Annotated in this window: 18 protein-coding genes; 13 read left to right on the plus strand and 5 right to left on the minus strand. The window is 48.4% G+C overall.

Annotated features, from left to right (window positions below; translation table 11 throughout):
* Positions 1-22: 22 nt before the first annotated feature.
* Positions 23-337 carry a HigA family addiction module antitoxin gene (locus ACMVP2_RS11955; RefSeq protein WP_416867857.1) on the minus strand — a complete coding sequence of 105 codons (315 nt, stop codon included), beginning with the start codon at positions 335-337 and terminating at the stop codon, positions 23-25.
* A gap of 282 nt (positions 338-619) precedes the next feature.
* Between ACMVP2_RS11955 and ACMVP2_RS11960 the strand changes: the two genes are divergently transcribed.
* From ACMVP2_RS11960 to ACMVP2_RS11970, 3 genes are all read left to right on the plus strand, one after another.
* On the plus strand, positions 620-2,242 hold the full coding sequence (locus ACMVP2_RS11960; protein ID WP_416865513.1) for an IS1634 family transposase: 1,623 nt from the start codon (positions 620-622) through the stop codon (positions 2,240-2,242).
* 105 nt (positions 2,243-2,347) lie between these two features.
* Positions 2,348-5,011: a prolyl oligopeptidase family serine peptidase gene (locus tag ACMVP2_RS11965; RefSeq protein WP_416867858.1), complete on the plus strand. Its 2,664-nt coding sequence runs from the start codon at positions 2,348-2,350 to the stop codon at positions 5,009-5,011.
* 105 nt (positions 5,012-5,116) lie between these two features.
* Entirely contained in the window at positions 5,117-6,418 is a 1,302-nt protein-coding gene (locus ACMVP2_RS11970; RefSeq protein WP_416867859.1) for a hypothetical protein, read from the plus strand.
* A 61-nt stretch (positions 6,419-6,479) separates the two neighbouring features.
* On the opposite strand, the gene ACMVP2_RS11975 is transcribed toward ACMVP2_RS11970, so the two are convergent.
* The 3 genes from ACMVP2_RS11975 to ACMVP2_RS11985 are packed head-to-tail and all read right to left on the minus strand — an operon-like array spanning position 6,480 to position 9,939.
* Positions 6,480-7,076: a hypothetical protein gene (locus ACMVP2_RS11975; RefSeq protein WP_416867860.1), complete on the minus strand. Its 597-nt coding sequence runs from the start codon at positions 7,074-7,076 to the stop codon at positions 6,480-6,482.
* 4 nt (positions 7,077-7,080) lie between these two features.
* On the minus strand, positions 7,081-9,099 hold the full coding sequence (locus ACMVP2_RS11980) for an alpha amylase C-terminal domain-containing protein (RefSeq protein ID WP_416867861.1): 2,019 nt from the start codon (positions 9,097-9,099) through the stop codon (positions 7,081-7,083).
* An 18-nt stretch (positions 9,100-9,117) separates the two neighbouring features.
* Entirely contained in the window at positions 9,118-9,939 is an 822-nt protein-coding gene (locus tag ACMVP2_RS11985; protein WP_339788512.1) for an NAD(P)-dependent oxidoreductase, read from the minus strand.
* A 158-nt stretch (positions 9,940-10,097) separates the two neighbouring features.
* Here ACMVP2_RS11985 and ACMVP2_RS11990 point away from each other — a divergent pair, with 158 nt between their 5' ends.
* The 5 genes from ACMVP2_RS11990 to ACMVP2_RS12010 all read left to right on the plus strand — a co-directional run bounded on the left by ACMVP2_RS11990 (position 10,098) and on the right by ACMVP2_RS12010 (position 14,896).
* Positions 10,098-11,747, plus strand: coding sequence for a S41 family peptidase (locus tag ACMVP2_RS11990; RefSeq protein ID WP_339788510.1), 1,650 nt, complete (start codon positions 10,098-10,100; stop codon positions 11,745-11,747).
* An 82-nt stretch (positions 11,748-11,829) separates the two neighbouring features.
* A complete protein-coding gene (locus ACMVP2_RS11995; RefSeq protein ID WP_416867862.1) occupies positions 11,830-12,396 on the plus strand; it encodes an RNA polymerase sigma factor in 567 nt (188 codons plus the stop codon).
* A 4-nt stretch (positions 12,397-12,400) separates the two neighbouring features.
* Complete coding sequence (locus ACMVP2_RS12000) at positions 12,401-13,189, plus strand: HEAT repeat domain-containing protein (protein WP_416867863.1); 789 nt, start codon at positions 12,401-12,403, stop codon at positions 13,187-13,189.
* Positions 13,190-13,200: 11 nt separating this feature from the next.
* The gene (locus ACMVP2_RS12005) at positions 13,201-14,067 is read left to right on the plus strand and encodes a hypothetical protein (protein WP_416867864.1); all 867 of its coding nucleotides are present in this window, start codon (positions 13,201-13,203) and stop codon (positions 14,065-14,067) included.
* Between the two features lie 7 nt (positions 14,068-14,074).
* Entirely contained in the window at positions 14,075-14,896 is an 822-nt protein-coding gene (locus tag ACMVP2_RS12010; RefSeq protein ID WP_339788501.1) for a DUF4097 family beta strand repeat-containing protein, read from the plus strand.
* A 66-nt stretch (positions 14,897-14,962) separates the two neighbouring features.
* Here ACMVP2_RS12010 and ACMVP2_RS12015 read toward each other — a convergent pair whose 3' ends face one another.
* On the minus strand, positions 14,963-15,838 hold the full coding sequence (locus ACMVP2_RS12015; RefSeq protein ID WP_339788498.1) for an AraC family transcriptional regulator: 876 nt from the start codon (positions 15,836-15,838) through the stop codon (positions 14,963-14,965).
* Positions 15,839-16,041: 203 nt separating this feature from the next.
* Between ACMVP2_RS12015 and ACMVP2_RS12020 the strand changes: the two genes are divergently transcribed.
* From ACMVP2_RS12020 to ACMVP2_RS12040, 5 genes are all read left to right on the plus strand, one after another.
* On the plus strand, positions 16,042-17,217 hold the full coding sequence (locus ACMVP2_RS12020; protein ID WP_416867865.1) for a sialidase family protein: 1,176 nt from the start codon (positions 16,042-16,044) through the stop codon (positions 17,215-17,217).
* An 11-nt stretch (positions 17,218-17,228) separates the two neighbouring features.
* Positions 17,229-18,626, plus strand: coding sequence for a DUF3748 domain-containing protein (locus tag ACMVP2_RS12025; protein ID WP_416867866.1), 1,398 nt, complete (start codon positions 17,229-17,231; stop codon positions 18,624-18,626).
* Positions 18,627-18,662: 36 nt separating this feature from the next.
* A complete protein-coding gene (locus ACMVP2_RS12030) occupies positions 18,663-19,589 on the plus strand; it encodes a dihydrodipicolinate synthase family protein (RefSeq protein WP_416867867.1) in 927 nt (308 codons plus the stop codon).
* A gap of 251 nt (positions 19,590-19,840) precedes the next feature.
* Positions 19,841-21,322, plus strand: a complete 1,482-nt coding sequence (locus ACMVP2_RS12035) for a sodium:solute symporter (protein WP_339788486.1) — start codon at positions 19,841-19,843, stop codon at positions 21,320-21,322.
* Positions 21,323-21,374: 52 nt separating this feature from the next.
* Positions 21,375-21,974, plus strand: coding sequence for a hypothetical protein (locus tag ACMVP2_RS12040; protein WP_416867868.1), 600 nt, complete (start codon positions 21,375-21,377; stop codon positions 21,972-21,974).
* The last annotated feature ends 28 nt before the right edge of the window (positions 21,975-22,002 follow it).

Below are 22,002 nucleotides of genomic sequence, written 5' to 3' on the forward strand. Positions count from 1 at the left end.
GCCTTAAACAGGAAAACCCGATCTAGGCCGGGTTTTCTTCTTGATATAGCACAGGAAGGTCTTTTTCAATTTTTTCAAATTCCGTCCTCGCCTTGGCAAGATCATATTGTTGCTGAAGTCGAAGGAAAAACTCGGGACTTGTCCCGAATACCTTTGCTAGTTTAAGAGACATCAGCGGACTGATGCCAGCTTTTTCATTCAAGATCAAGGAAAGTTGCTTCCTTGATATCATCACCTTCTCTGCCATGGACGTTACATCTATATTTAGAGGCTCCATGTAATCTTCACGAAGAATCTCTCCTGGGTGGGAAGGGTCATACATTGCTATATAATTCATCTTTATTGTTCGCTCTTAAATTTAATCTATCTAATTATTCTACATGTGTCATTACATTGTATGGCCATTCTACTTCAGCAACAAATAATCCAATTAGTGGTAATCCAAATAATCAAGATCAATTACGTCCCCTTTTTCCCTGAGTTTGACACGCTGAAATTGAAAAAGTGCCATTGCGCTGTGTATGGGCACTTTTTAGACTACTTTTCAGAAATTTGTATATCGAAAACTCGCTTGATTTTCTTTCAGATAGTGGCTTGATTTGCCTCAAACAGATTTTGAGTGCCTAGTATCATTATCGACAAGAAGCCATCAGGTGATTATATCCGCATCGTTGAGTCTTATCGTGACCAGGATGGCAAGCCACGCACCAAAACGCTTTACAGCCTGGGGCGGGTAGACAGTTTTTCGCCCGAGTCTCTGAAACGAATGGGCCAGCGGCTCTATGAATTAGGTGGTGGAAATCTGAAGGATTTACTCGGTGAGCAAGTCAGCGAAGAAGGTAGATATAACTACGGCTTTCTGTTGGTTTACCGTAAAATACTCCACTATTACGGCCTTGATCGCATATTTCAGCGGATCACCAAAAAGAAAAAGCTGACCTTCTCTCTTACTGAAGTGGTTTTACTACTGCTCATTGAGCGCCTCAATGATCCTTGTAGCAAGCTGGGTAGCTTTTTCCACCAGGAAGAATACCTGGGACTGGCTCAGGTGTCCTTGCAACACCTCTACAGGAGTCTGGACTACCTGGCTGACCATAGCCAACTGATCCAGCAAACCATTTTCCAAACTGGTAGAGACCTGTTCAACCAGAAATTAGATGTGGTGTTCTATGACGTGACCACCTTCTATTTTGAATCAGAAATAGAACAGGAAGGAGCATTGCGTCAGAAAGGCTTTAGCAAAGATGGCAAAATAGGAAGCACACAAGTGGTTTTTGCCATGCTCATTGACAGATACAAGCAACCCATCGGTTACAAACTCTATAGCGGAGACCTGTGGGAAGGATACACCTACACAGAAATGGTGGAAAGCCTCAAGAAAGAATACCAGATCGAAAACATCGTCTTGGTCGCCGACCGAGGCATGCTCAATACTGACAACCTGCAAGTCACTGTTGACAAAGGCTATGAGTTCATCATGGGAGAGCGGCTCAAGGTACTCCCCAAACCCATCCAGGCCCGGTTGATCGATCTGGATAACTATCACCATCAATGGATGAGTTCTTCAGTAGGTTCGGAGCGTGAGCCGGTCAAAGTGCGCTACACTGTCCTGGAATACAATGAGCGAAAGATCATAGCTACCTACAGCGAAAAGCGAGCTGAAAAAGATCGACAAGAAAGAGAAGAAAAGCTTCGTAAGGCTGAATTGTTGCTCAAAAACCCAACGCAACTCAAAAAGAAGGCCCATCACTACTACCTCAAAAATACCGAAGGGGAAAAGTATGTGGTTGATACTGAAAAAATCAAACGAAGCGAAAAGTATGACGGCTTCCTTGCCATCGCCTACCACGCCAAAGGACTCTCCCATGAACAGGTGCTGGATCACTACCACCATCTATACCAGATAGAGCATAGCTTCCGTACCTTCAAAGGCTATCTGGAAACCCGCCCGATGTTCCACTGGACCAATAAGCGTATCCAGGGTCACATTTGTCTGTGCTATATCGCCTATAGCATGCTAAACCATTTACAACTTCGGCTAACCAAACAAGGCACCCCACTTACAGAGCAAACCATCCGAACCCACTTGTCCAAAATGCAAGTCAGCCTTGTCAAACAAGCCGATCAATACTTCTACCTGCGCTCCAAGACCTCTGAAATCTCACAGCAATTACTACAAGCAGTGGCTGAAAAGAACCTCCCAGACCTTTTTCATAAGGATCAGATAATCAAATACTTATAAAATCTTGTATATCGAAAGCAATTTTTTAATTACTTATATATCAGATACTTAACTCAAAATCGTGTCAAACTCAGGAAGAAGCTACTTACCCTGGCAATTGCCGTATTGTCTGCCGCACATTTTTCGTACGCCCAAAAGTGGACAGTAGATGATGTGGTCAATCAGGAGTCTCTTTCCGACGCAATTTTTTCTGACGACAACAACCTGGTGGCTTGGGTGAAACGCAGACCTGCCCCCGACAAAGACAGCTTTGTGTCCGACATTTATCTTACCCGGCTCAATAGCAAAGACAAAGACGGCAACTTCAAAACAGTGCAGCTTACCAGAGGTGACGACTCGGAAAGCAATCCTGTATTTTCTGCCGATGGAGAAATTATCTACTTCCTTTCTTCCAAAGCCAAGGGCAAAAACCTGTGGGCGATGTCGCTACTTGGCGGAGAGGCCTACGTTGTCGACTCTTTTGACGTGTCTATTTCACAGCTCAAAAGGCTGGACGCAAGGACCCTGATTTTCAAGGCAGAAGAAGGCAAGACGCTTTATGAGACAGAGATAGAAAAGAAAAAAGACAATGTGCAGGTAATTGAAGACTCTCTGCATGTGAAACCAAGCAGGTTATTCACGTTCGATACAGACAAGAAAAAAGTACAAAGGGTAACGGACAACCAGTTCCCCATCAGCAGCTACGCCATTTCGCCCGATGGCAAATGGGCGGTAACCTCGCAAACCATGTCGCCTCATTATGGTGTGGATGGCAAGCCCTCCCCCACACACCACCTTTGGAACCTCACTGACAAAACAAGCCGGCAAATACATGCTGTCGGCTATCAAACACCCGGCAGCTTCCAATTTGCGGCCGATAACAGCGGCTTCTATTTCACAAGCGTCCTCTCGTCCGATCCCGATTGGCAGGGCGCTGGCATTGACCTGCTGCATTTTTATACCCTATCGACCAATAGCGTTACCCAAGTCAACCTCGGCAACGACTGGGGTTTAGGTGCTGGCTACGATGTGGCTGGCTCTCTGGTAATGGGCTCACTGGCGAAAGGCGCTAATAATGGCCTGGCCTTTTACAGCAAAAACGGCAACAGCTGGAGCAAAGAAATTATCAATGCGGGCAGCTACACCGATCATTTAAGCGTGGTAGCAACGACAAAAAACGGCGCAAAGCTACTGGTAGGATACTCCACGGCTTCTCTCCCCACTCAAATTCGGGTAGCAGAGGTTGTAAAAGGAAAGAAGGGCAATTCGCTGGTGGTAGGTCAGGAATTAGCCAAACTTAACCCGCATCTGGAGAAGAAACCGATGACAAAATCGGAGGTGATTACATGGACAGGCGCCCTGGAAGAGGAAGTGACGGGCATTCTCTTTTACCCAACCGACTACGAAGCCGGGAAGAAATACCCACTCATCGTAGCTATTCACGGTGGCCCCTCGGGTGTGGACATGGATCGATGGGCGGATCGCTGGGGGTACTACCCTCACCTGATGGCTGAGAAGGGGGTGTTTACCCTCAAGCCAAACTACCATGGCTCCTCCAATCACGGACAGAAATTTGTGGAGTCCATCAAGGGGCACTACTACGAATACGAGCTGCCAGACATCATCAATGGCATTAAACTGCTCAACGAAAAGGGGTATATCTACGAAGATTCCATGGCTGTAATGGGCTGGTCGAACGGTGCCATTCTCGCCACTATGCTCACTGTTGAGCACCCCCACCTGTTCAAAGTGGCTGCGGTAGGCGCCGGCGATGTGAACTGGACTTCTGATTATGGCAACTGCCAGTTTGGCGTCACGTTCGACCAGAGCTACTTTGGTGGGGCGCCCTGGGACAACCGCAATGGCAAAATCTACAACGAAGCCTATATCCTGAAGTCGCCGCTATTTGAAATGGAGAAAGTAAAAACACCTACGCTTATTTTCCATGGCAGCGAAGACAGGGCAGTACCCCGTGACCAAAGCTGGGAGTACTACCGGGCCCTCCAGCAAATCGGGCAGGCCGACGTACGCTTCCTTTGGTTCCCCGGACAGCCGCATGGGTTGCAGAAAATTACCCATCAGCAGCGCAAAATGACCGAAGAAATCGCCTGGTTCGACAAGTACCTATGGGGCAAGCCAGACAAAACCAATGAGGCATTCAAAAAGGGCAGCCCGCTAGCGCAGCTAATCAGCAAGGAGAAAGCGAAAACGGCAAACGGAGCCTACGGCGAAATGGCGAAGGGCAGCCTGATACCCGAAACTGCTGCGACCAAAAAAGACTCCATAGCCATTGGCAAATTTGAAGTGACCAACGCACAGTTCAAAGCCTATAGCACCGAGTTTAGCTACCCGGCCGGGCAGGACAATTTCCCGGCAGTAGTGAGTCTGGAGCAGGCGAAGGGCTACGTTTCCTGGCTAAGCGCACAAACTGGCCAAACCTACCGGTTGCCTTCAACGGCAGAAGCCAAAAAGCTGCATGAACTGGCGCTCAAGTCGGCAGCGAAGGAAAATACGCTCAACTACTGGGCTGGCTACAACATAACCATCGACGACCTGACCGACTTCAAAGCAAAGTTACCTGAAGTAAAAAGCTCCCTCCTGAAAGAGGCAGGCTCCTTCCCAGCCTCCAAGGTAAACGAAGCCGAAATTTATGACCTCGGCGGCAACGTAGCTGAATATGCTTCCGATGGAACTACCTACGGTTTTGGTGCCTATGATTTTGCCGACGAAAAGGCTGGCGCAATGATGGCGGACAAAAGGAGTGTTGGGTTTAGGGTGGTGAGGGAGTAAATACGCTCATTTTCCGCTTAAATAGGGCTATCACCGTACAAGTTTGGAAATGATCGCCTGTAGGATTAAATTATATTACACATCACCTACAAATCATTTCCTGTTATGACTACCAAAGCCCTCCTGCTGCTCGTCTTTTTTCTTTGCTATACCCGATTAAGTGCCCAACCCGGATGGATTTGGCCAGAAGATTCGATAAAAGCCGCCAAAGCAAAAGAGTATTATGCGCTTTACTCAGACCTGTCGAAGCTGGGCAATTCTGAAGAAGCACTACCCTACCTTGAATGGCTGCTTGCGGAAGTGGCGAACCTGAATGTGGGTCTTTACATTGGTGCTGCCAAAACTTACGAAGACCTCGCAGAAAAAGCGGAGGACGCAGCAGCTAAGGCATCTTATCAGGAACAGGTGTTGGCCGTCTACGACAAACGCATTGAGTACTTCAACCATGAGGGAGACGTGCTCAACCGCAAGGCATTTTCAGCCTACAAATTCTACAAGGACAACAAAGCGAAATACCCGCAGCTGATTGAATTGTTTGATAAGGCAAACAGCCTGAACGGAGTGGCAGCGTTCGACAACAACCTCATCGCCTTTATGGACGTGCTAAAAAGGTCGAAATTGACTGGCGGGGCAATTTCTGACGAGGAGGTACTGGAGTACTATGACGGGATCAGCGAAATTCTTGAGGCAAAGATTGCCAAGGAACCATCGGAGTGGTTGATAAAAATACAGGAAACGATTGACCAGATTCTCATCGAAATTGTTCCGCTGGATTGCAGTTTTGTAGAAAATACCCTGGGAAGTAAATTGAAAGAAGATCCCTCGAACCTGAAGATGGCAAAGAAGGTTTTTCATCTTTTGCTCACAGGCAAGTGCGCCGACAGTCCTCTCTTCTTTGAATCCGCCAAAATCATCCAGGACGAAGCTCCTTCCTATGGTTTTGCCAGAATTCTGGCGGCAAAAAGAGCTGCTGACGATGATCATGAAGCTGCCCTAAAATACTACAATGAGGCGCTAAGCCTCACCGATGAAAATGAAAAAAAGGCTGAGACGTCGCTGGACATTGCCCGGATTTATGCAGCTCAGGAACAAAAGGCGATGGCTCGAACACATGCGAGAAAGGCACTCGGATACCAGGAGGAAATGCCTGAAGCCTACAACCTGATAGGTAACCTTTACTACCATAGCTATGAAGACTGCAAAGAAGGTGTGAGCCGGGTGAAAGACAGGGCTGTTTTCATTGCGGCTTACGACATGTACCGCAAAGCGGGCAATGCAAAAGGCATGGAAGATGCAAAAAGCCAGTTCCCTTCTATTGGAGAAATTTTCGAAGAAGGAATGCAGGAAGGAGATAAAATAGTCTTGAGCTGCTGGGTAAAGGAGAGCGTGGTGTTGCAGAAAAGATAGTCAACATCATTTTTATAGTCTTCTACGACAGGCGAGTGGTTGTTGATTTCCGTAACCTCAATTATTCCTTTCGTTCAATAAGGTTAGTTGAAGCCTCGCCAACTTGTCGCCTCCTTTCCTTAAACACTTCTGTCAGCGCTTGTCTAGCTTCTTCAGTTAAGTCAAGTTTACTAGTCCTCACAAGTTCTTGCTCACTCAACTTCTCAAACTTAGTTTTATAAAACTTTACCGCCTTATCGAATGAGCCTATTCTTTGCTCGTTCGAAATCCCCGCAGTCTCTTTAAGCCATTGGATAAGAATTGGCCTTCTGAAAAGCGCAAGGACGAAAAAAAGAGCTAGAGAATAGAGCTGAATACCAGGTGTGATACCTGTTCCAAAACTCGAAAAGGCAATAGTTAAATTGATAAAGTACAAAAACGAAGCAATGTTTAACATCCCGAAGAAAAGAAGAATTACAAGTGACGGCAATAGAAAACTTCTTTTCAAATAGGCAATTACCGTTACCGCCGTTAGCCCGATGAATCCAATCACATCTGACACATATAGGGAATAACCGGTCACCAAGGCAATAGAAAAGCTTAACACCATACCTGCCCAGAGTAGAACAATGATTACATCTTCAACTGAAGCCTTCTCCCAAAAAGACTTTTCTGACACAGATTTATTGTTTCTTCATCACCAAACAAACCCTTGCCGGCAAATACACACTCAGGAAGTGTTCTCCATACAGGTTCACTGTTGGGTAGATCATTTTGTCGTCTACTCTTCCGAAGCCTCCGAACTTGGCGTGGTCACTATTGAGTACGATTTTGTAATCACCACCCTGCTGCACTTTGAACCGGTAGTCGGGCACGGAGTTTTGACCGTGAAAATTGAATAGGAAGATCAAGTTCTTACGTTCAAAAATGATGACCTTATTGGTATCATCCATATTGAGCTGCTGGGCCGGTAGGCTGTCAGGAATAGCCTCAGCGGTAGCCAGGTGCACCATGGCTTCGTCAAAACTGTTGAGGTACTGGTAACGCAGATCGGCATGATCCACAAGGCTCCACTGCCTGCGGGCATATTTGTAGCTCCAGCCGTTGCCCTCTCTCGGGAAGTCGACCCACTCAGGGTGCCCAAACTCATTGCCAATAAAAGTCAGGTAGCCTTCGCCGCCCAAAGACAGGGTAAACAACCGTAGCATTTTGTGCAGCGCAATGCCCCTGTCGATGATCAGACTTGGAAGCTCCTTGTGCATGTGGGTGTACATTTCCTTGTCCATCAACCAAAAAGCCAGCGACTTATCACCCACAAGGGCCTGGTCGTGCGACTCGGCATAGGCAATGTTTTTTTCTCCAAACCGCCGGTTTTGCAGCGTACTCCACATCTCGTGGATATTCCACTCTTCATCGGTTTTGTGCTTGAGCAACTTGATCCAATAGTCAGGAATGCCCATGGCCAGCCGATAGTCGAAGCCCAGTCCTCCTTCTTTGGTAGGTCGGCATAGGCCAGGCATGCCACTCATGTCTTCGGCGATGGAAATAGCACCTTTTTTGGAATGGATAATTTCGTTGGCCAACTGCAGGTAGGTGAGTACATCCCAGTCGACCCCGGCAGCGAAATATTTGTCGTAGTGATCGAAGCTTACGTTGCCATGATGGAAGTAAAGCATCGAGGTAATGCCATCGAAGCGGTACCCATCAAAATGAAACTCCTCGAGCCAGTATTTGACATTTGAAAGCAGAAATTGCTTTACTTCCCATTTTCCGTAATTGAATAGCATGGAATCCCACTGCTCGTGAAAGCCCCGGCCTCCTTCGTGGAAGTATTGCGTTTGGGTGCCATCGAGCTTGTTGAGTCCTTCGGCAATATTCTTCACAGCATGTGAGTGCACGATGTCCATGATCACTGCTATACCCATTTCGTGCGCCTTGTTCACCAAATAGCGCAAGTCGTCCGGTGTGCCGAAGCGGCTGGTGGGTGCAAAATAATTGCTGACATGATAGCCAAAGGAGCCGTAGTAAGGATGCTCCTGCACGGCCATCATCTGGATAGTATTGTAACCCAGCTTCTTGATTCTTGGCAAAGTAAGCTCAGCAAACTCCCGGTATGTACCTACCCCTTCCTTCTCCTGAGCCATGCCCACATGGCACTCATAAATGATCGGGCATTTACTCGCAGAAACGGAGGAAAATTTAGTGTCGGTCCACTTAAATTTCTTGGCTGGTCTGTAAACGCAAGCTGAAAAATCATAGGTAGTTGGGTCTTGTACCACGTAAGTGGCATAGGCGGGAATCCGATCCATTTCGCCGGCCTCCGATTTCACGTGCACTTTGAACTTGGTGCCGTCCTGAAATTTCTCGCCCTTCTTTTCTTCAGCAATGAAAATCTCCCAAATGCCTTCCTTGTTTTTCTTAAGCTTGTGTGCCTCTCTGTCCCAGCCGTTAAAGTCGCCTACCACTGACAGTGCATGAGCCGCAGGTGCCCACTCACGGTACCACCAGCCATTGGCTTTGTCGTCGTAAGTAAGGCCAAAATACTCGTAAGCCGAGGCAAATTGGTTCAAGGAGCCGGCAGCTTTCTTGATATCGCTCATGGCTGCATTGAACCTTTCGATCCTATTACTCACCTCTTCGGCATATGGCTCCAGCCAGGGGTCATTTTTAACAAGTATCGGAGTGTTGATCTTTTTGGCCATGGTTGCTGGGGTTGCTGTCTAAATGAAGAAATCAGGCATTAAATTGGCAGAAGGGTCAACCGCATAACCTGTGAGGTCAGTAATCCCCTCCGCCTTCAGTACTTCATCGTCAATATAGAAATTGCCAGTGGCTTCTGATGACTTTCTCCTTAAAATATAATAAGCGGCGTCGGCGAGTATCTCCGGTTTCCTCGATTGATTCACCATCTGATCACCTCCCAGCAAGTTCTGTACGGCAGCGGTGGCGATGGTTGTTCGGGGCCACAAAGCGTTAACAGCAATATTATCCTTTTTAAACTCCTTGGCCATGCCCAGCACACACATGCTCATGCCAAACTTGGCCATGGTGTAGGCCACGTGAGGCGCAAACCAGCGAGCCTCCATGTTCAGCGGCGGCGACATATTCATGATGTGTGGGTTCTCTGCCTTTTTGAGGTAGGGAATGCACGTTTTCGACATCAAAAAAGTGCCTCTGGTATTTACCTGATGCATGAGGTCGTATCGCTTCATTTCGGTGGCCAGCGTTGGTGTAAGGCTAATGGCACTGGCGTTGTTGATCAGTATATCAATCCCGCCAAACGTCTCCACTGCCTTCTCCACAGCGGCCTGCACCTGGTCTTCGAAACGGATGTCGACCATCAACGGCAAAGCCTTACCTCCCGCCTGTTCGATTTCCTCGGCTGCAGTATAGATAGTGCCTGGCAGTTTCGGATGAGGTTCGGTTGTTTTGGCTGCGATTACAATATTGGCACCTTCACTGGCCAATTTTTTGCCTATGGCGAGGCCAATTCCTCTGCTGGCACCGGTGATAAAAACTGTTTTATTCTTAAAATATGTCATATATTTATGGGTTCGATCTGCATCATTTAGAAAGGGGTAACGTTATTGTTTAAATTAAGGGAATTATTCATAATTTAAGAATGATTGTATAGAATAACTCCGCAACGTTGCTTCAATAAATAATTCGTTTAAGTAGACGCTCGCAAAACGCCCGCACAATGAGTAAATTTCAAAGACGCCTCTTTATACCTACGCTGCTAGTACTAGCCATCGGCTGGTTTGGTTTTTCCAGCTACAGCGACAAATTTTTTCAAATAGCCAAAAACCTCGATTTGTTTGCTTCCATCTACAAGGAAATTAACACTTACTATGTGGACGATGTGAACCCAAACAGGTTGATCAAAACAGGTATTGATGCGATGCTGGAAAGCCTCGACCCCTACACAGTATATATTCCAGAAGACGACATAGAAGATTTCCGCACCATGACAACCGGTGAATACGGGGGCATAGGTGCAAGCACAGAATTTCTTGAAGGACACCACACCATCATCATGCTGCAGGAAGGTTACCCTGCTCACAAAGCTGGCTTGCAGATAGGCGACCAAATTCTGAGCATCAATGGCATTGAAGTAGAACAAAAAGAAAGCTTCGATTTGGGCAAGCTGCTCAAAGGGCAATCAAGAACAAATTTTGGCATCACCGTTAACCGATACGGCAAAAAGGAGCCAATGGTGTTTCAGGTGGATCGTGAAAAAATCACCATTGACAACGTGTATTACTCAGGCATGGTGAATGAGAATATTGGGCTGATCAAATTAACTGAGTTTACAACACATGCCGGGGACGAAGTAAAAAAGGCGGTGATCAAATTGAAGAAAGAAGGTGCCACTTCTATTATTCTTGACTTAAGAGACAACCCGGGCGGGCTACTGCACGAGGCAGTTAATATTTCGAATATTTTTCTTCCCAAGGGCAAAAAAGTAGTTGACACAAAAGGCAAAATCACCGACCTCAACAGAACTTATAAGACACTGGATGAGCCGGTGGACACTCAAATTCCTTTGGCCATTCTTACCAACAGCGGCAGCGCATCGGCTTCCGAAATTGTGGCTGGCGTTATTCAGGACTTCGACAGAGGCGTTTTGATTGGCGAAAAGACTTTTGGAAAAGGGCTCGTACAATCCACACGCCCGCTGAGCTACAATGCCCAGCTCAAAGTCACTACCGCCAAATACTACATCCCTAGCGGCAGATGTATTCAGGCATTGGACTATGCCCACCGCAATGCCGATGGCACGGTCAACAAGCTGCCTGATTCTTTGAAAGTAGCATTCAAAACCGGAAATGGCCGGGTGGTATATGATGGCGACGGGCTGGATCCTGACGTGGTGGTTGAGGTAGAAGACTATCCAAGCATCGCACTTGTATTATCTTCCAAGGGCTATTTGTTCCAGTATGCCACGCTTTATCATTACCAGCATCCTCAAATTTCGGCCGCCAGAGAGTTTCAGCTGAGCGACGCCGACTACAACGATTTTTTAAGTTGGGTTCGTAAAAAGGAGCTTTCTTACGAAACCTCCGTGGACAGGGCTTATCGTCACCTGCTTGCCGCAGCCAAGAGAGACAAGACCTATGCCAGCCTTGAAGACCAACTCGGATCCCTGGAAGAAAAAATCAATGCGCTGAAAGAAAAAGACCTCACCAAGTTCAAAGACGACATCAAAGGGCTGTTGGAGCAGGAGATCATCACCCGCTACTACCTGCAGAAAGGCCTTATCGAAGTGACCTTCCCCGACGATCCGGATATTCAAAAGGCGATTCAGGTGCTGAATAACCCTGCTGAGTACAAAAGAATTTTAGGCTGAAAAACTTTTTAGGTAATTCTATGTAACCTTTCTCTCCGACCAAGGTTTTCCCGCCGAACATGAATCGATAACCCCAGGTGGTTTGAATGCTTTGGACGACAACTCGCTCATGCTGAAAGTCAAGGCCGGCGATCTTGACAAGATGGCTTTGCTGTATGAGCGACACAACAGAAATCTTTTTGGCTTTTTTTATAAGCTAACCGGCAGCGGATCGGTGAGCGAAGACCTTGTGCACAATGTCTTCTACCGAATGCTCAAGTACCGCTACACCTTTACGGAGGACACCTCCGGCAGTCATCGGTTTACTGCCTGGATGTATCACCTGGCAAGGAATGTAAACGCCGACCATTACAAAAAACAAAAGAAGGTTTCTTACACCGACGACATGGAGCCCTGGGAAAGAAAGCTCAAGGTGGATGAGAATGCGCATTCTCAAATGGCCAAATCGCAAGACCTCGAGCTTTTGCAAAAAGCGATCAAACACCTGGCGCCTGAAAAACAGGAGATGCTCATCCTCACTAAATATCAGGGGATGAAGTACGAGCAGGTGGCTGACATCTTCGGAATCACTGAAGGGGCAGTAAAGGTGCGGATGCACAGGGTGCTGCAGGAATTGAGAGAGGTTTATTTAAAGCTGGAAAAGGTATAACGTCATGAGCCAGGAACAACTAAAAGAGAAATGGATGGACTACATGAATGGGTCCATCACTTTGCAGGAGTGGGAAAGCTTTAAGAGCCAGGCTGACCCGGCACAGCTTGCAGAACTGGAAGGTCTTGAGAAAATCTGGCTGGCCATGGATGAGCTCCCTGCGGCACCAGAGCCGGAAGCCACAATGGACGAGCGTTTTTACGCTACCCTGAGTGAGTTCCGCAAAGAGGCAACGGCACCAAGAGGGACTGTGAACTGGGTCAGTATTTTGGAAGTCTTGTCGTGGCGAAGACTGGCACTTGGCATGCTCATTTTCGCTCTGGGGGGTGGTTTTGGATACGTGCTGTCACCTTCTGGTGAGTACAAGCAAGAAATCAGCTCTCTTTCCAGCGAAATGAAAGACATGAAGGAAATGATGATGCTGACATTGCTTGAGAAACCAGCCGTTCAGGACCGGCTAAGGGCTGTGAGCTTGTCATCGGAGCTGCCAGAGGCTGACAGCAGGGTTATCGAGGCTCTTGTTCAAACATTGAATACCGATGAAAATGTGAATGTGCGAATGGTCACCGTAGAGGCTTTGGCGAGGTTCGGGCGATATCCCGAAGTGCGGCAAGCTTTGGTGAGCTCCATCAGCAGGCAATCGTCGCCCATGGTGCAGATTGCCCTGGCGGAGGCCATGGTAGCGCTCAACGAAAAAGGAGCGGTAGACGCCCTCAAGGGGCTTTTAGAGAAAGACGACCTGAATGACATTGTGCGGCAAAAAGTACAACAGAGCATCGAGGTATTGACTTAAATACTAATCAAATGAAGAATCTATTGTTAATCATATTCCTGATTGGCTGCTTCGGCTATGCCCGGGCGACTGAAACAGAAAAAATCAAAATTCAGAAAACGCTGAAGTTTGCAACCCCTTCGCCTGACAATGTGCTTGAGATCTACAATATCAATGGCTCCCTGCAAATTGAAGGCTACGACGGCCAGGAAATTATGGTCACGGCGGAGCTAACAATTTCAGGAAAGACGCAAGCACTGCTGGACAAGGGAAAGAGTGAAATGAGCCTCGGTATATTGGAGGACGACTCGGCTCTGGTGCTTTACAACAAGGCGCCTTTTATTCACAACGAAAGGATTGAAGGCCCCTGCAACTGCCATTGGAATTGGAGCAAGGACGTCGATTATAAATTCAGCTTTGACTTCAAAGTGAAGGTGCCAAGAGGCGTGAATCTGCACGTGCGCACGGTGAACGACGGCTTTATTGTCATCGATGGAATGAACAGCAACGTATCGGCGCATCATGTCAATGGCGATGTTACCCTCACACAAATGGGAGGAAGCGTGGAAGCAAGAACCATTAACGGGGAGCTACTGGTGCGGCATACAAAAGCTCCGGTGGGTGGCAACAGCTACTATTCACTCAATGGTGACGTGAATGTGTACTATCCGGGTGAGCCCGATGCCGACATTACCTTCAAAAGCTTCAATGGCTCTTTCTATACTGATATGGAAAGGCTGGAAGTAATGCCACCCGCATGGACCAAAGAGGTGACTGAGAAAAATGGCAGCACCAGGTACAAGCTAACACAGAAAAACAACATTAAGGTGGGCAAGGGCGGCAATCTGCTGGCCTTCGAAACCTTCAACGGAGATATTTATGTCAAAAAATCAAAATAATTGGACAATGAAAAAGTTAATCAAATTATCATTTATCGGTCTGTTAGTGGCGGCCATTTCCCTGCCAGCCAAAGCGCAAGAGGGAAACAAAGAAACCATTGCTATTCCACTTTCTTCACCTGGTGAAAAAGGTAAGCTTGAGGTAGGCCTGGTCAACGGATCCATCAATGTGGATGCTTACGATGGCAAGGACGTGATCATTGAGGCAGTAGCTGGCGGTGGTAAAAACGACGACCGGGGCGTGGTAACACCCACTGGCATGAAACGCATCAGCAGCAACCCCATGGAGCTGGAGGCAACCGAGAAAGGCAACACCGTAAAAGTTTCCACCAACTCCTGGGCGGTAACTATGACGCTGAACATCAAAGTGCCGAAAAACTTCGACCTCAAACTGTCAACAGTGAACGACGGCGACATCGACGTGAAAGGGGTTACCGGTGCCCACGAGATCAGTAATGTGAATGGTGAAATCACTATGACGCAGGTGGGTGGGTCAACTGTGCTCAATACCGTAAATGGCGACATCAAAGTGACGCTTGAAAGTGTAAACCCAGAAGCCCAAATGGCTTTTACCACCTTGAACGGCGACGTGGATGTGACATTCCCAGCAGCCGTAAAGGCGACAGCCAAAATGCGCTCCGACAGGGGTGACATCTTCAGCGACTTCGACATGGTGATTGAGAAGTCAGCCCCAAAAGTGGACAAGTCGTCGTCCAATGGGGTATACAAAGTATCTATCGAAGACTGGGTATTTGGCAAAATCAATGGCGGCGGAAAGGAATACCTTTTCAAAACCATGCAGGGCGACGTGTATATAAGGAAGAAGTAGTAGAGGCAGAAGCAGAACGAAAGCCCGGAGCCAATATGGTGCCGGGCTTTTTTGTGAAAGATGGCGTTAACCCTCCGCCAGGTATTTCTTTTTATACTCAAAAGGCGTCATGCCAGTCACCTTTTTGAAATGCCGGTAAAAATTGGAGACGTTGTTGAAGCCACACTCAAAGCAGATCACCTCGGTGGGCAGCTTGTCCTCTACAATCGCCCGGCACACATTGGAGATGCGTATCTCAGTAAGAAAATCAGAAAAGGTCTTCTTAGTCATCGTTTTGAAATATCTGCAAAATGAGGTGAGGCTCAGGTTGGCCAGCGATGCCACCTCCTCCAGGGTGATTTTCTCCTTGTAGTGTGCCAGCACGTAAGAGTAAATTTTTTCCAGCCGCACCATTTCTGACTCGCTGGACAGGTGGCTGAAGGCGTAGGCTGGGGCTATTGTCTCGAATTCGTCTGTTTCTGACAGCACTTTGAGAATGGACAGCAGGTAGATCACCCTGTCAAGGCTTTCGGCATGAACGGCACCGTCCAGTAGCTCAATTAGTCTCGCCTTGCTTTCCCCGTGAATCTTGAGCCCCTTCTTCGCCTTCTCAAAAAGCCTCGGAATAAGGTAGGCTTCCGGCAACGAAAGGAAGTCTTTTCCGAAGCAAGTTGGGTGGAAATGTAGCACATAGGCCTCCACCTGCACATTTTCATCCCCAGCGAAATACGCTTCCTTGCAGCGCCAGGTGTGAGGCAGATTTTGCCCTAAAAAAACCATGTCGCCACTACCGAAGTTGCTCACATTGTCACCAATATACTGCGTGCCCTCCCCTTTCACGATATAGTGTAGTTCGAGCTCAGGATGGTAGTGCCATAGCGTACCAAAGTTGGGTCGGCTATCGTGCCTGATGCTGAAGGAGTCCTCAGCGCCAATGGGTACTTTGTGAAAATGAGGCTTCATAAATAATGTATTGATTGCCGCCTGTGAAGTTGTGCAAGCAAACTATTAAGTATAAAGTTGCCACTTTTTACCAGACATAAAACACCACTATGTCAAAATCATACAATTTATTGGCAAAAGCAGATAGTGGTTGATCTCTTTAAAGGCTGATCTTCGTAAGAGCGAGCCGTCCTTTTGTTTGCGACCACCAACAACACTGAAAGATGCATCGAATTAGCACAGTAATCCTCTTTGTTTTCATATGTAGTTTGGCGACAGCGCAGGCACCTGATGTATCAAAGGTGCCCGGCGTTGTTGTCGCTCATAGTCCCGCTTCATCGGGAAAATACATCGGCTCCCCCAGCCTGGCAGTGCTGCCCAATGGTGACTACCTGGCCTCGCACGATTTTTTTGGCCCCAACTCCAATGAGCATGTAAAAGCGGACTCCCGGATTTACCGGTCGACGAACAAAGGGAAATCGTGGAAGTTTGTGACCGAAATTCATGGCGCCTTTTGGTCGAAGCTTTTTGTGAGTGAAAGCAAGTTGTATTTCATCGGCACCGACAGGCACCACGGCCATACCATCATCAGGACATCGGCCGACAACGGCACCACGTGGACCGAACCGGTCGACAACCAAACCGGGCTGCTGCTGGAAGGCGAATACCACAATGCCCCCGTTCCCGTGATTGAACACAATGGTCGCCTGTGGAAAGGCATGGAAAGCGCCATGGGCCCGATCAAACAATGGGGCAAGCGTTACGGGGCCTTTTTGATGTCGATTCCTGTGGGACAAGACCCACTGGTAGCCGACAACTGGACGTTTAGCAATACTCTCTACTACGACTCTACCTACCTCGAAGGCAACTTTGGAGGCTGGCTGGAAGGCAACGCCGTTGTGTCGCCCGAAGGAAAAATATTGGACATTCTGCGGGTCGACGACCGCTCTACGCTGGAAGAAAAAGCTGCTTTTATTTCGATTAGCGGCGACGGAAAAGTGGCAACATTTGACGAAGCAACCGGCTTTGTTCCTTTTCCCGGAGGGAGCAAAAAGTTCGCCATCCGGTTTGACTCAGAAAGTCAATTATACTGGACAATTGCGAATGATGTGCCCGCTGAAGTAAAAGCTGCCAACCAGGGAAAGAACCCGGCCAGCCTGAGAAATACTCAGGCGCTCTTCAGTTCTGAAAATCTGCACGACTGGACAGTGAGGAAAGTTCTCCTTCAACATGAAGACCCGGTGAAACATGGTTTCCAGTATGTCGACTGGCAGTTTGACGGTAAAGATATCATCTTCCTCTCCAGAACAGCTTATGACGATGGACTGGGAGGAGCACACAGAAGCCACGACGCCAACTTCCTGACCTTTCACAGGATCAAGAAATTCAGGAAGAAGTAAGCCTTGCAAAAATGAGAGCCATGATGTGCAGGCCGCTATATTTTCTGGGAGTAGCTTTAACGCTGGCCGCCTGCGGATCGTCCAGGACACCTGAAATCAATATGAACCTGAAAGAATACCAACTTACTTCCGACGCCAAAGGTCATTATCTAAATCAAAGGCAAGCATTTTCGCCAGACGACCAATGGCTGGTGTACGACAATAGAAACGACGGTTCCCAAATTGGGCTGAACCCCTCAGTTGAAATGGTCAATATTGCCCATGGAGAAGTGAAGCAAGTCTATAGTGCCCCGAACGCCAATGCGTTCGGCCCCGGCGTAGGAGCTGTTGCTTTCAATCCGAAGCAAAATGAAATCCTTTTCATTCATGGCCTCAGCAACTACGACGCCACAAGGCCTTACGACTTTACCCGGCGCACCGGCCTGGCTGTTGACCTCGGCAAGAACAACCAGCTTGTCAGAAAGGACGCCCGTGACGTAGTTCCGCCCTTCACTCCGGGGGCGCTGAGAGGCGGTACGCACGCTCACTCTTACAGTGGCGACGGCCGATGGGTCAGCTTTACGTATAACGACGACGTCATCGCAGAGCTGTCCAAAACGGATTCCTCAAAAAAAGACCTGAGAAATATCGGTGTCATGATCGACAAGGGGCCGGTGGCAGTAGAAAGTGAAACAGCCGAAAGCTTTGGTGGTACCATGTTTTCAGTGATCGTCAGCGAAACCACCGAAAGTCCCCGGCCAGGCAGCGACGAAATAGAAAAAGCCTATGAAGAAGGCTGGATCGGAACAAATGGCTATGTGAAAGCGGACGGTAGCCATGTCAGCAAGGCGCTGGCTTTTTTGGGTGACACAAGGGCTGCCAATGGCAAGCTCGTGGCAGAAGTATTCATTGTAGACCTGGACACCAACCTGGCAATGGCTGATCGTGAAAGGCCTTTGGAAGGTACCACCACACAACGTCCTTTTCCCCCGGCAGGTGTCAGGCAAAGAAGGGTCACTTACACCACCGACCAGAAAAATCCAGGCGTACAAGGCCCCCGTCAATGGCTGCGCTGCCTGCCCGATGGCTCACTGATTTTCTTCCCTATGAAAGATGACAACGGCTTCGTGCAAGTGCATGTTGTTTCACCAAACGGCGGAGACACCAGGCAAATCACGCACAATGGCTTTTCCCTTGACACCTCGTTTAGCATAAGTGCAGATGGAAAATATTTGGCTTACGGCTACAGCCAGGACGTCTACCTGACCAATATTCAAACAGGCGAAACATCGAAGGTGTCTCTTGTCAGGAGCTACGACAGCACTGATCTCGAAAATATCAACTGGTCAAACGAAGGCTATGTGCTGGCTTACAACCGAAAGGTGGTAACTGCTGACGGTGCCTGGTACCAGGTATTCATTTTGAAATAAATTTTTGATAGCAACTATATGACTGGGAACAAAAAATTGAAACAACCGCTCACCGGCATCATCCCACCCATGGTGACGCCTTTGCTCGAAGACATGAGCCTCGACCTCACAGGCCTCAACAAAGTGGTGGAGCACCTGATAGCAGGGGGAGTCAGCGGGTTGTTTATCCTGGGCTCCACCGGTGAATCGACTAGCCTAAGCTATGCGGTGCGGCGTCAGCTGATCAAAGAAACTTGCCGGGCAGCGGCGGGTAGAGTGCCCGTGCTGGTGGGCATCACTGACACTTCGCTGGTTGAGAGCCTCAGTCTGGCGGAAGCAGCACATGCGGCCGGGGCCTCGGCAGTAGTAGCCGCACCACCCTACTATTTCAACCTGAACCAAAAGGAGCTCTTCAATTACTACGAAAAACTGGCCGGAAGCCTGACACTGCCCCTGTTCCTCTACAATATGCCGGGGCTGTGCAAAGTGCACATTGAGGTAGGCACGGCCGTACGCCTTTCCGAGCACCCCAATATCATCGGACTGAAAGACAGCTCGGCCAACTCGGTTTACTTTCAGTCGCTGTGTCAGTCGCTGCGGGCAAAACCTGATTTCACTTTACTGGTCGGGCCAGAGGAAGCCATGGCCGAGTCGGTGTTGATGGGAGGCCATGGAGGAGTGAGCGGAGGAGCGAATATGTTTCCGAAGCTGTTTGTAAAACTTTACGAGGCCGCCGCACAAAAAGACTTTGCCACCGTCGCAGATCTTCAGAGCATAGTGATGGAGATCAGCAACAGCCTTTATGGTGTGGGCATGTATAGCTCCAGTTACCTGAAGAGCATCAAAACTGCCTTGTCCCTGATGAACATTTGCCAAAGCCACATGGCCCCGCCACTGGCAGCCTTTGACTCCGCTGAAACAAAACATGTGACGCCTATCATTGAACAGTTTAAATTAACGCTTGAAAAAAGAGGCTTACTTTGATGTTTGACTAGAAACGAGAATACATCAATCATCAATAGGAACGTCATTGCGGAAATTTTCTTCAGATATTTCTCCAATCTGAAGAAAATTATCCCAGACGGGCAGTCCGCAATCTCCATCAATTCATTAAGAGATTCCGGATAAATAGAGCCCTTTTTGAAATCTGGGGCTCTATTTTCCGGAATGACGATATTCTAATTTTGAACCGGTATTACGTGATAAAACCTAACCTTAACTAACACCTACCTACCATGGACTTGCCAATTATTGACCTGGCCATCTTCTTCTTTTACATGCTGCTAATCATCGGCTTCGGCATCTCGTTTTCGTTTCGGAAACGAACCGCCGAAGACTACACCCTGGGTGGCGGCAGATTACCGGCCTGGGCGATTGGCATGTCCATCTTCGCCACGTTTGTCAGCAGCATCAGCTTTTTAGCCTTGCCCGGCAACGCCTATATGGGCAACTGGAACGGTTTTGTCTTCAGCCTCTCCATTCCTTTGGCAGCCATTGTCGCTGTGAAGTACTTCGTGCCGCTGTACCGCAAGCTAAAAAGCGAGTCGGCGTACTACTACCTGGAGCAGCGCTTCGGCCCCTGGGCTGGCACCTACGCCTCCATTTGCTACCTCCTCACGCAGCTGGCCCGTATGGGTGCCATCATGTACCTGCTGGCACTGCCCATGAACGCCCTGCTCGGGTGGAGCATTCCCCTGATCATTGTGGTAACAGGCATCAGCGTGATTGTTTACGCAAGCCTTGGTGGGTTTGAAGCCGTCGTTTGGACGGACGCCATTCAGGGCATCATCCTCGTTGGAGGTGCGCTGGCCAGCTTGCTAGTCATCATGTTTTCTATGCCCGAAGGACCGGGCCAGGTATTTACGATTGCCTCCGAAGCTAACAAATTCAGCCTGGGAAGTTTCGACTTCGATTTTACCACCTCCACTTTCTGGCTGCTGCTGATTTATGGCCTGTTCATCAATCTGCAAAACTTTGGAGTCGACCAGAACTACGTGCAGCGCTACCTCAGTGCCCGCACCCAAAAAGAAGCGGAAAAATCGACATGGCTGGGAAGCCTCCTGTACGTTCCAGTATCGCTGCTTTTCTTCTTTATCGGCACAGCCCTGTTCGCCTACTACCAGGCCAAGCCTGAGTTGCTGCCCGCAGAGCTACAGGGTGCAGGCGACAAAATATTCCCCTACTTCATTGTCACGGGCTTGCCAGCGGGCGTAACCGGCCTGCTGATTGCTTCCATCTTTGCGGCGGGCATGAGTACGGTTTCCACCAGCATCAACAGCTCCGGCACGGTCATCCTGTCCGACTTCTATAAAAAGTTCTTCAACAGAACACCTTCCCAAAAAGAGTCGATGCGGGTACTGCTCACCGCCTCCTTTGCGATGGGCGGCACCAGCATTTTTGTGGCCCTGGCCCTCAATGGCGTCACCAGCGCTCTCGATGCGTGGTGGGCGCTCTCGTCGGTGTTCAGCGGAGGTGTGCTTGGACTCTTCCTTTTGGGCGTGATCTCCAAAAGAGCCAAAAGTGTGCATGCGGCTATTGGTGTGGTAGTAGGTGTGCTCGTGATTATGTGGCTGAGCCTATCGCCCGTATTCTTCACCTCCGACGGCTGGCTCGCTTTCAGAAGCCCCTTTCATGCCAACCTGACCATCATTTTGAGTACGACGGCAATATTTTGCGTGGGGTTTGGGTTGACAGCTCTTGTGAAGAAAGAACGTTAACAATCAGTCCAGAAAATAGCACATCCGGACATTTTCTGGTTAAATTTACTTGATGGCACATGTACCAGCAGCAACCGACTCGGAAGCAAGTAGCAACCTAACCAGGTTTGCCAAGCTGAATTTTGTCGCCAAAACAGTCTATCAGTCTAATCCAGAGAATCCCCCTAAAGCGTTTATGGATATATCCAGCAAGGAGGTAAAGGCTTTCTTACAAAGCCTCTTTGATCATGAGGTGAAATATATGCTCGTTGGCGGATTTGCAACAGTTTACCATGGCTTTGTCAGAACCACTCAGGATCTGGACTTATGGGTTCAAGAGGTGCCTGAGAACAAACAACGCCTGGTCAATGCGCTAAAGGCCATTGATGTTCCTGCAGCCGACAACTACCTGACCGTGCCCATGGTGCCAGGTTGGTCAACGATCAGCATTGGCGATGAAGGATTTGTGGCTGATTTTATGGGCTACACCAAAGCTTTCAAGCCAGAGGACTTTGAGGCATGTTATGCCAAAGCAAGAAAAGGGCACTTCGACGAGACGCCGATTACAGTTATCCATATCAACGACCTGATCAAAGAAAAGACCCTCTGCGGGCGACCAAAAGATTTACTAGATGTGGCGGAGCTGGAGATGATTAAAAAGAATAAAGCTTAAGATGACCCCCTACAGTTATCGTATGTGT

The sequence above is a fragment of the Imperialibacter sp. genome, assembly GCF_048007035.1.
In the GTDB taxonomy this organism is placed as follows: domain Bacteria; phylum Bacteroidota; class Bacteroidia; order Cytophagales; family Cyclobacteriaceae; genus Imperialibacter.

Bases quoted from the DNA above. Each gene is read 5' to 3' on its own strand.
- ACMVP2_RS12010 (WP_339788501.1), top strand. From the start codon at position 14,075: ATGAAAAAGTTAATCAAATTATCATTTATCGGTCTGTTAGTGGCGGCC.
- ACMVP2_RS12025 (WP_416867866.1), top strand. From the start codon at position 17,229: ATGAGAGCCATGATGTGCAGGCCGCTATATTTTCTGGGAGTAGCTTTA.
- ACMVP2_RS12005 (WP_416867864.1), top strand. From the start codon at position 13,201: ATGAAGAATCTATTGTTAATCATATTCCTGATTGGCTGCTTCGGCTAT.
- ACMVP2_RS12040 (WP_416867868.1), top strand. From the start codon at position 21,375: ATGGCACATGTACCAGCAGCAACCGACTCGGAAGCAAGTAGCAACCTA.
- ACMVP2_RS11985 (WP_339788512.1), bottom strand. From the start codon at position 9,939: ATGACATATTTTAAGAATAAAACAGTTTTTATCACCGGTGCCAGCAGA.
- ACMVP2_RS12000 (WP_416867863.1), top strand. From the start codon at position 12,401: ATGAGCCAGGAACAACTAAAAGAGAAATGGATGGACTACATGAATGGG.
- ACMVP2_RS11990 (WP_339788510.1), top strand. From the start codon at position 10,098: ATGAGTAAATTTCAAAGACGCCTCTTTATACCTACGCTGCTAGTACTA.
- ACMVP2_RS12015 (WP_339788498.1), bottom strand. From the start codon at position 15,838: ATGAAGCCTCATTTTCACAAAGTACCCATTGGCGCTGAGGACTCCTTC.
- ACMVP2_RS12035 (WP_339788486.1), top strand. From the start codon at position 19,841: ATGGACTTGCCAATTATTGACCTGGCCATCTTCTTCTTTTACATGCTG.
- ACMVP2_RS11970 (WP_416867859.1), top strand. From the start codon at position 5,117: ATGACTACCAAAGCCCTCCTGCTGCTCGTCTTTTTTCTTTGCTATACC.
- ACMVP2_RS11955 (WP_416867857.1), bottom strand. From the start codon at position 337: ATGAATTATATAGCAATGTATGACCCTTCCCACCCAGGAGAGATTCTT.
- ACMVP2_RS12020 (WP_416867865.1), top strand. From the start codon at position 16,042: ATGCATCGAATTAGCACAGTAATCCTCTTTGTTTTCATATGTAGTTTG.
- ACMVP2_RS11980 (WP_416867861.1), bottom strand. From the start codon at position 9,099: ATGGCCAAAAAGATCAACACTCCGATACTTGTTAAAAATGACCCCTGG.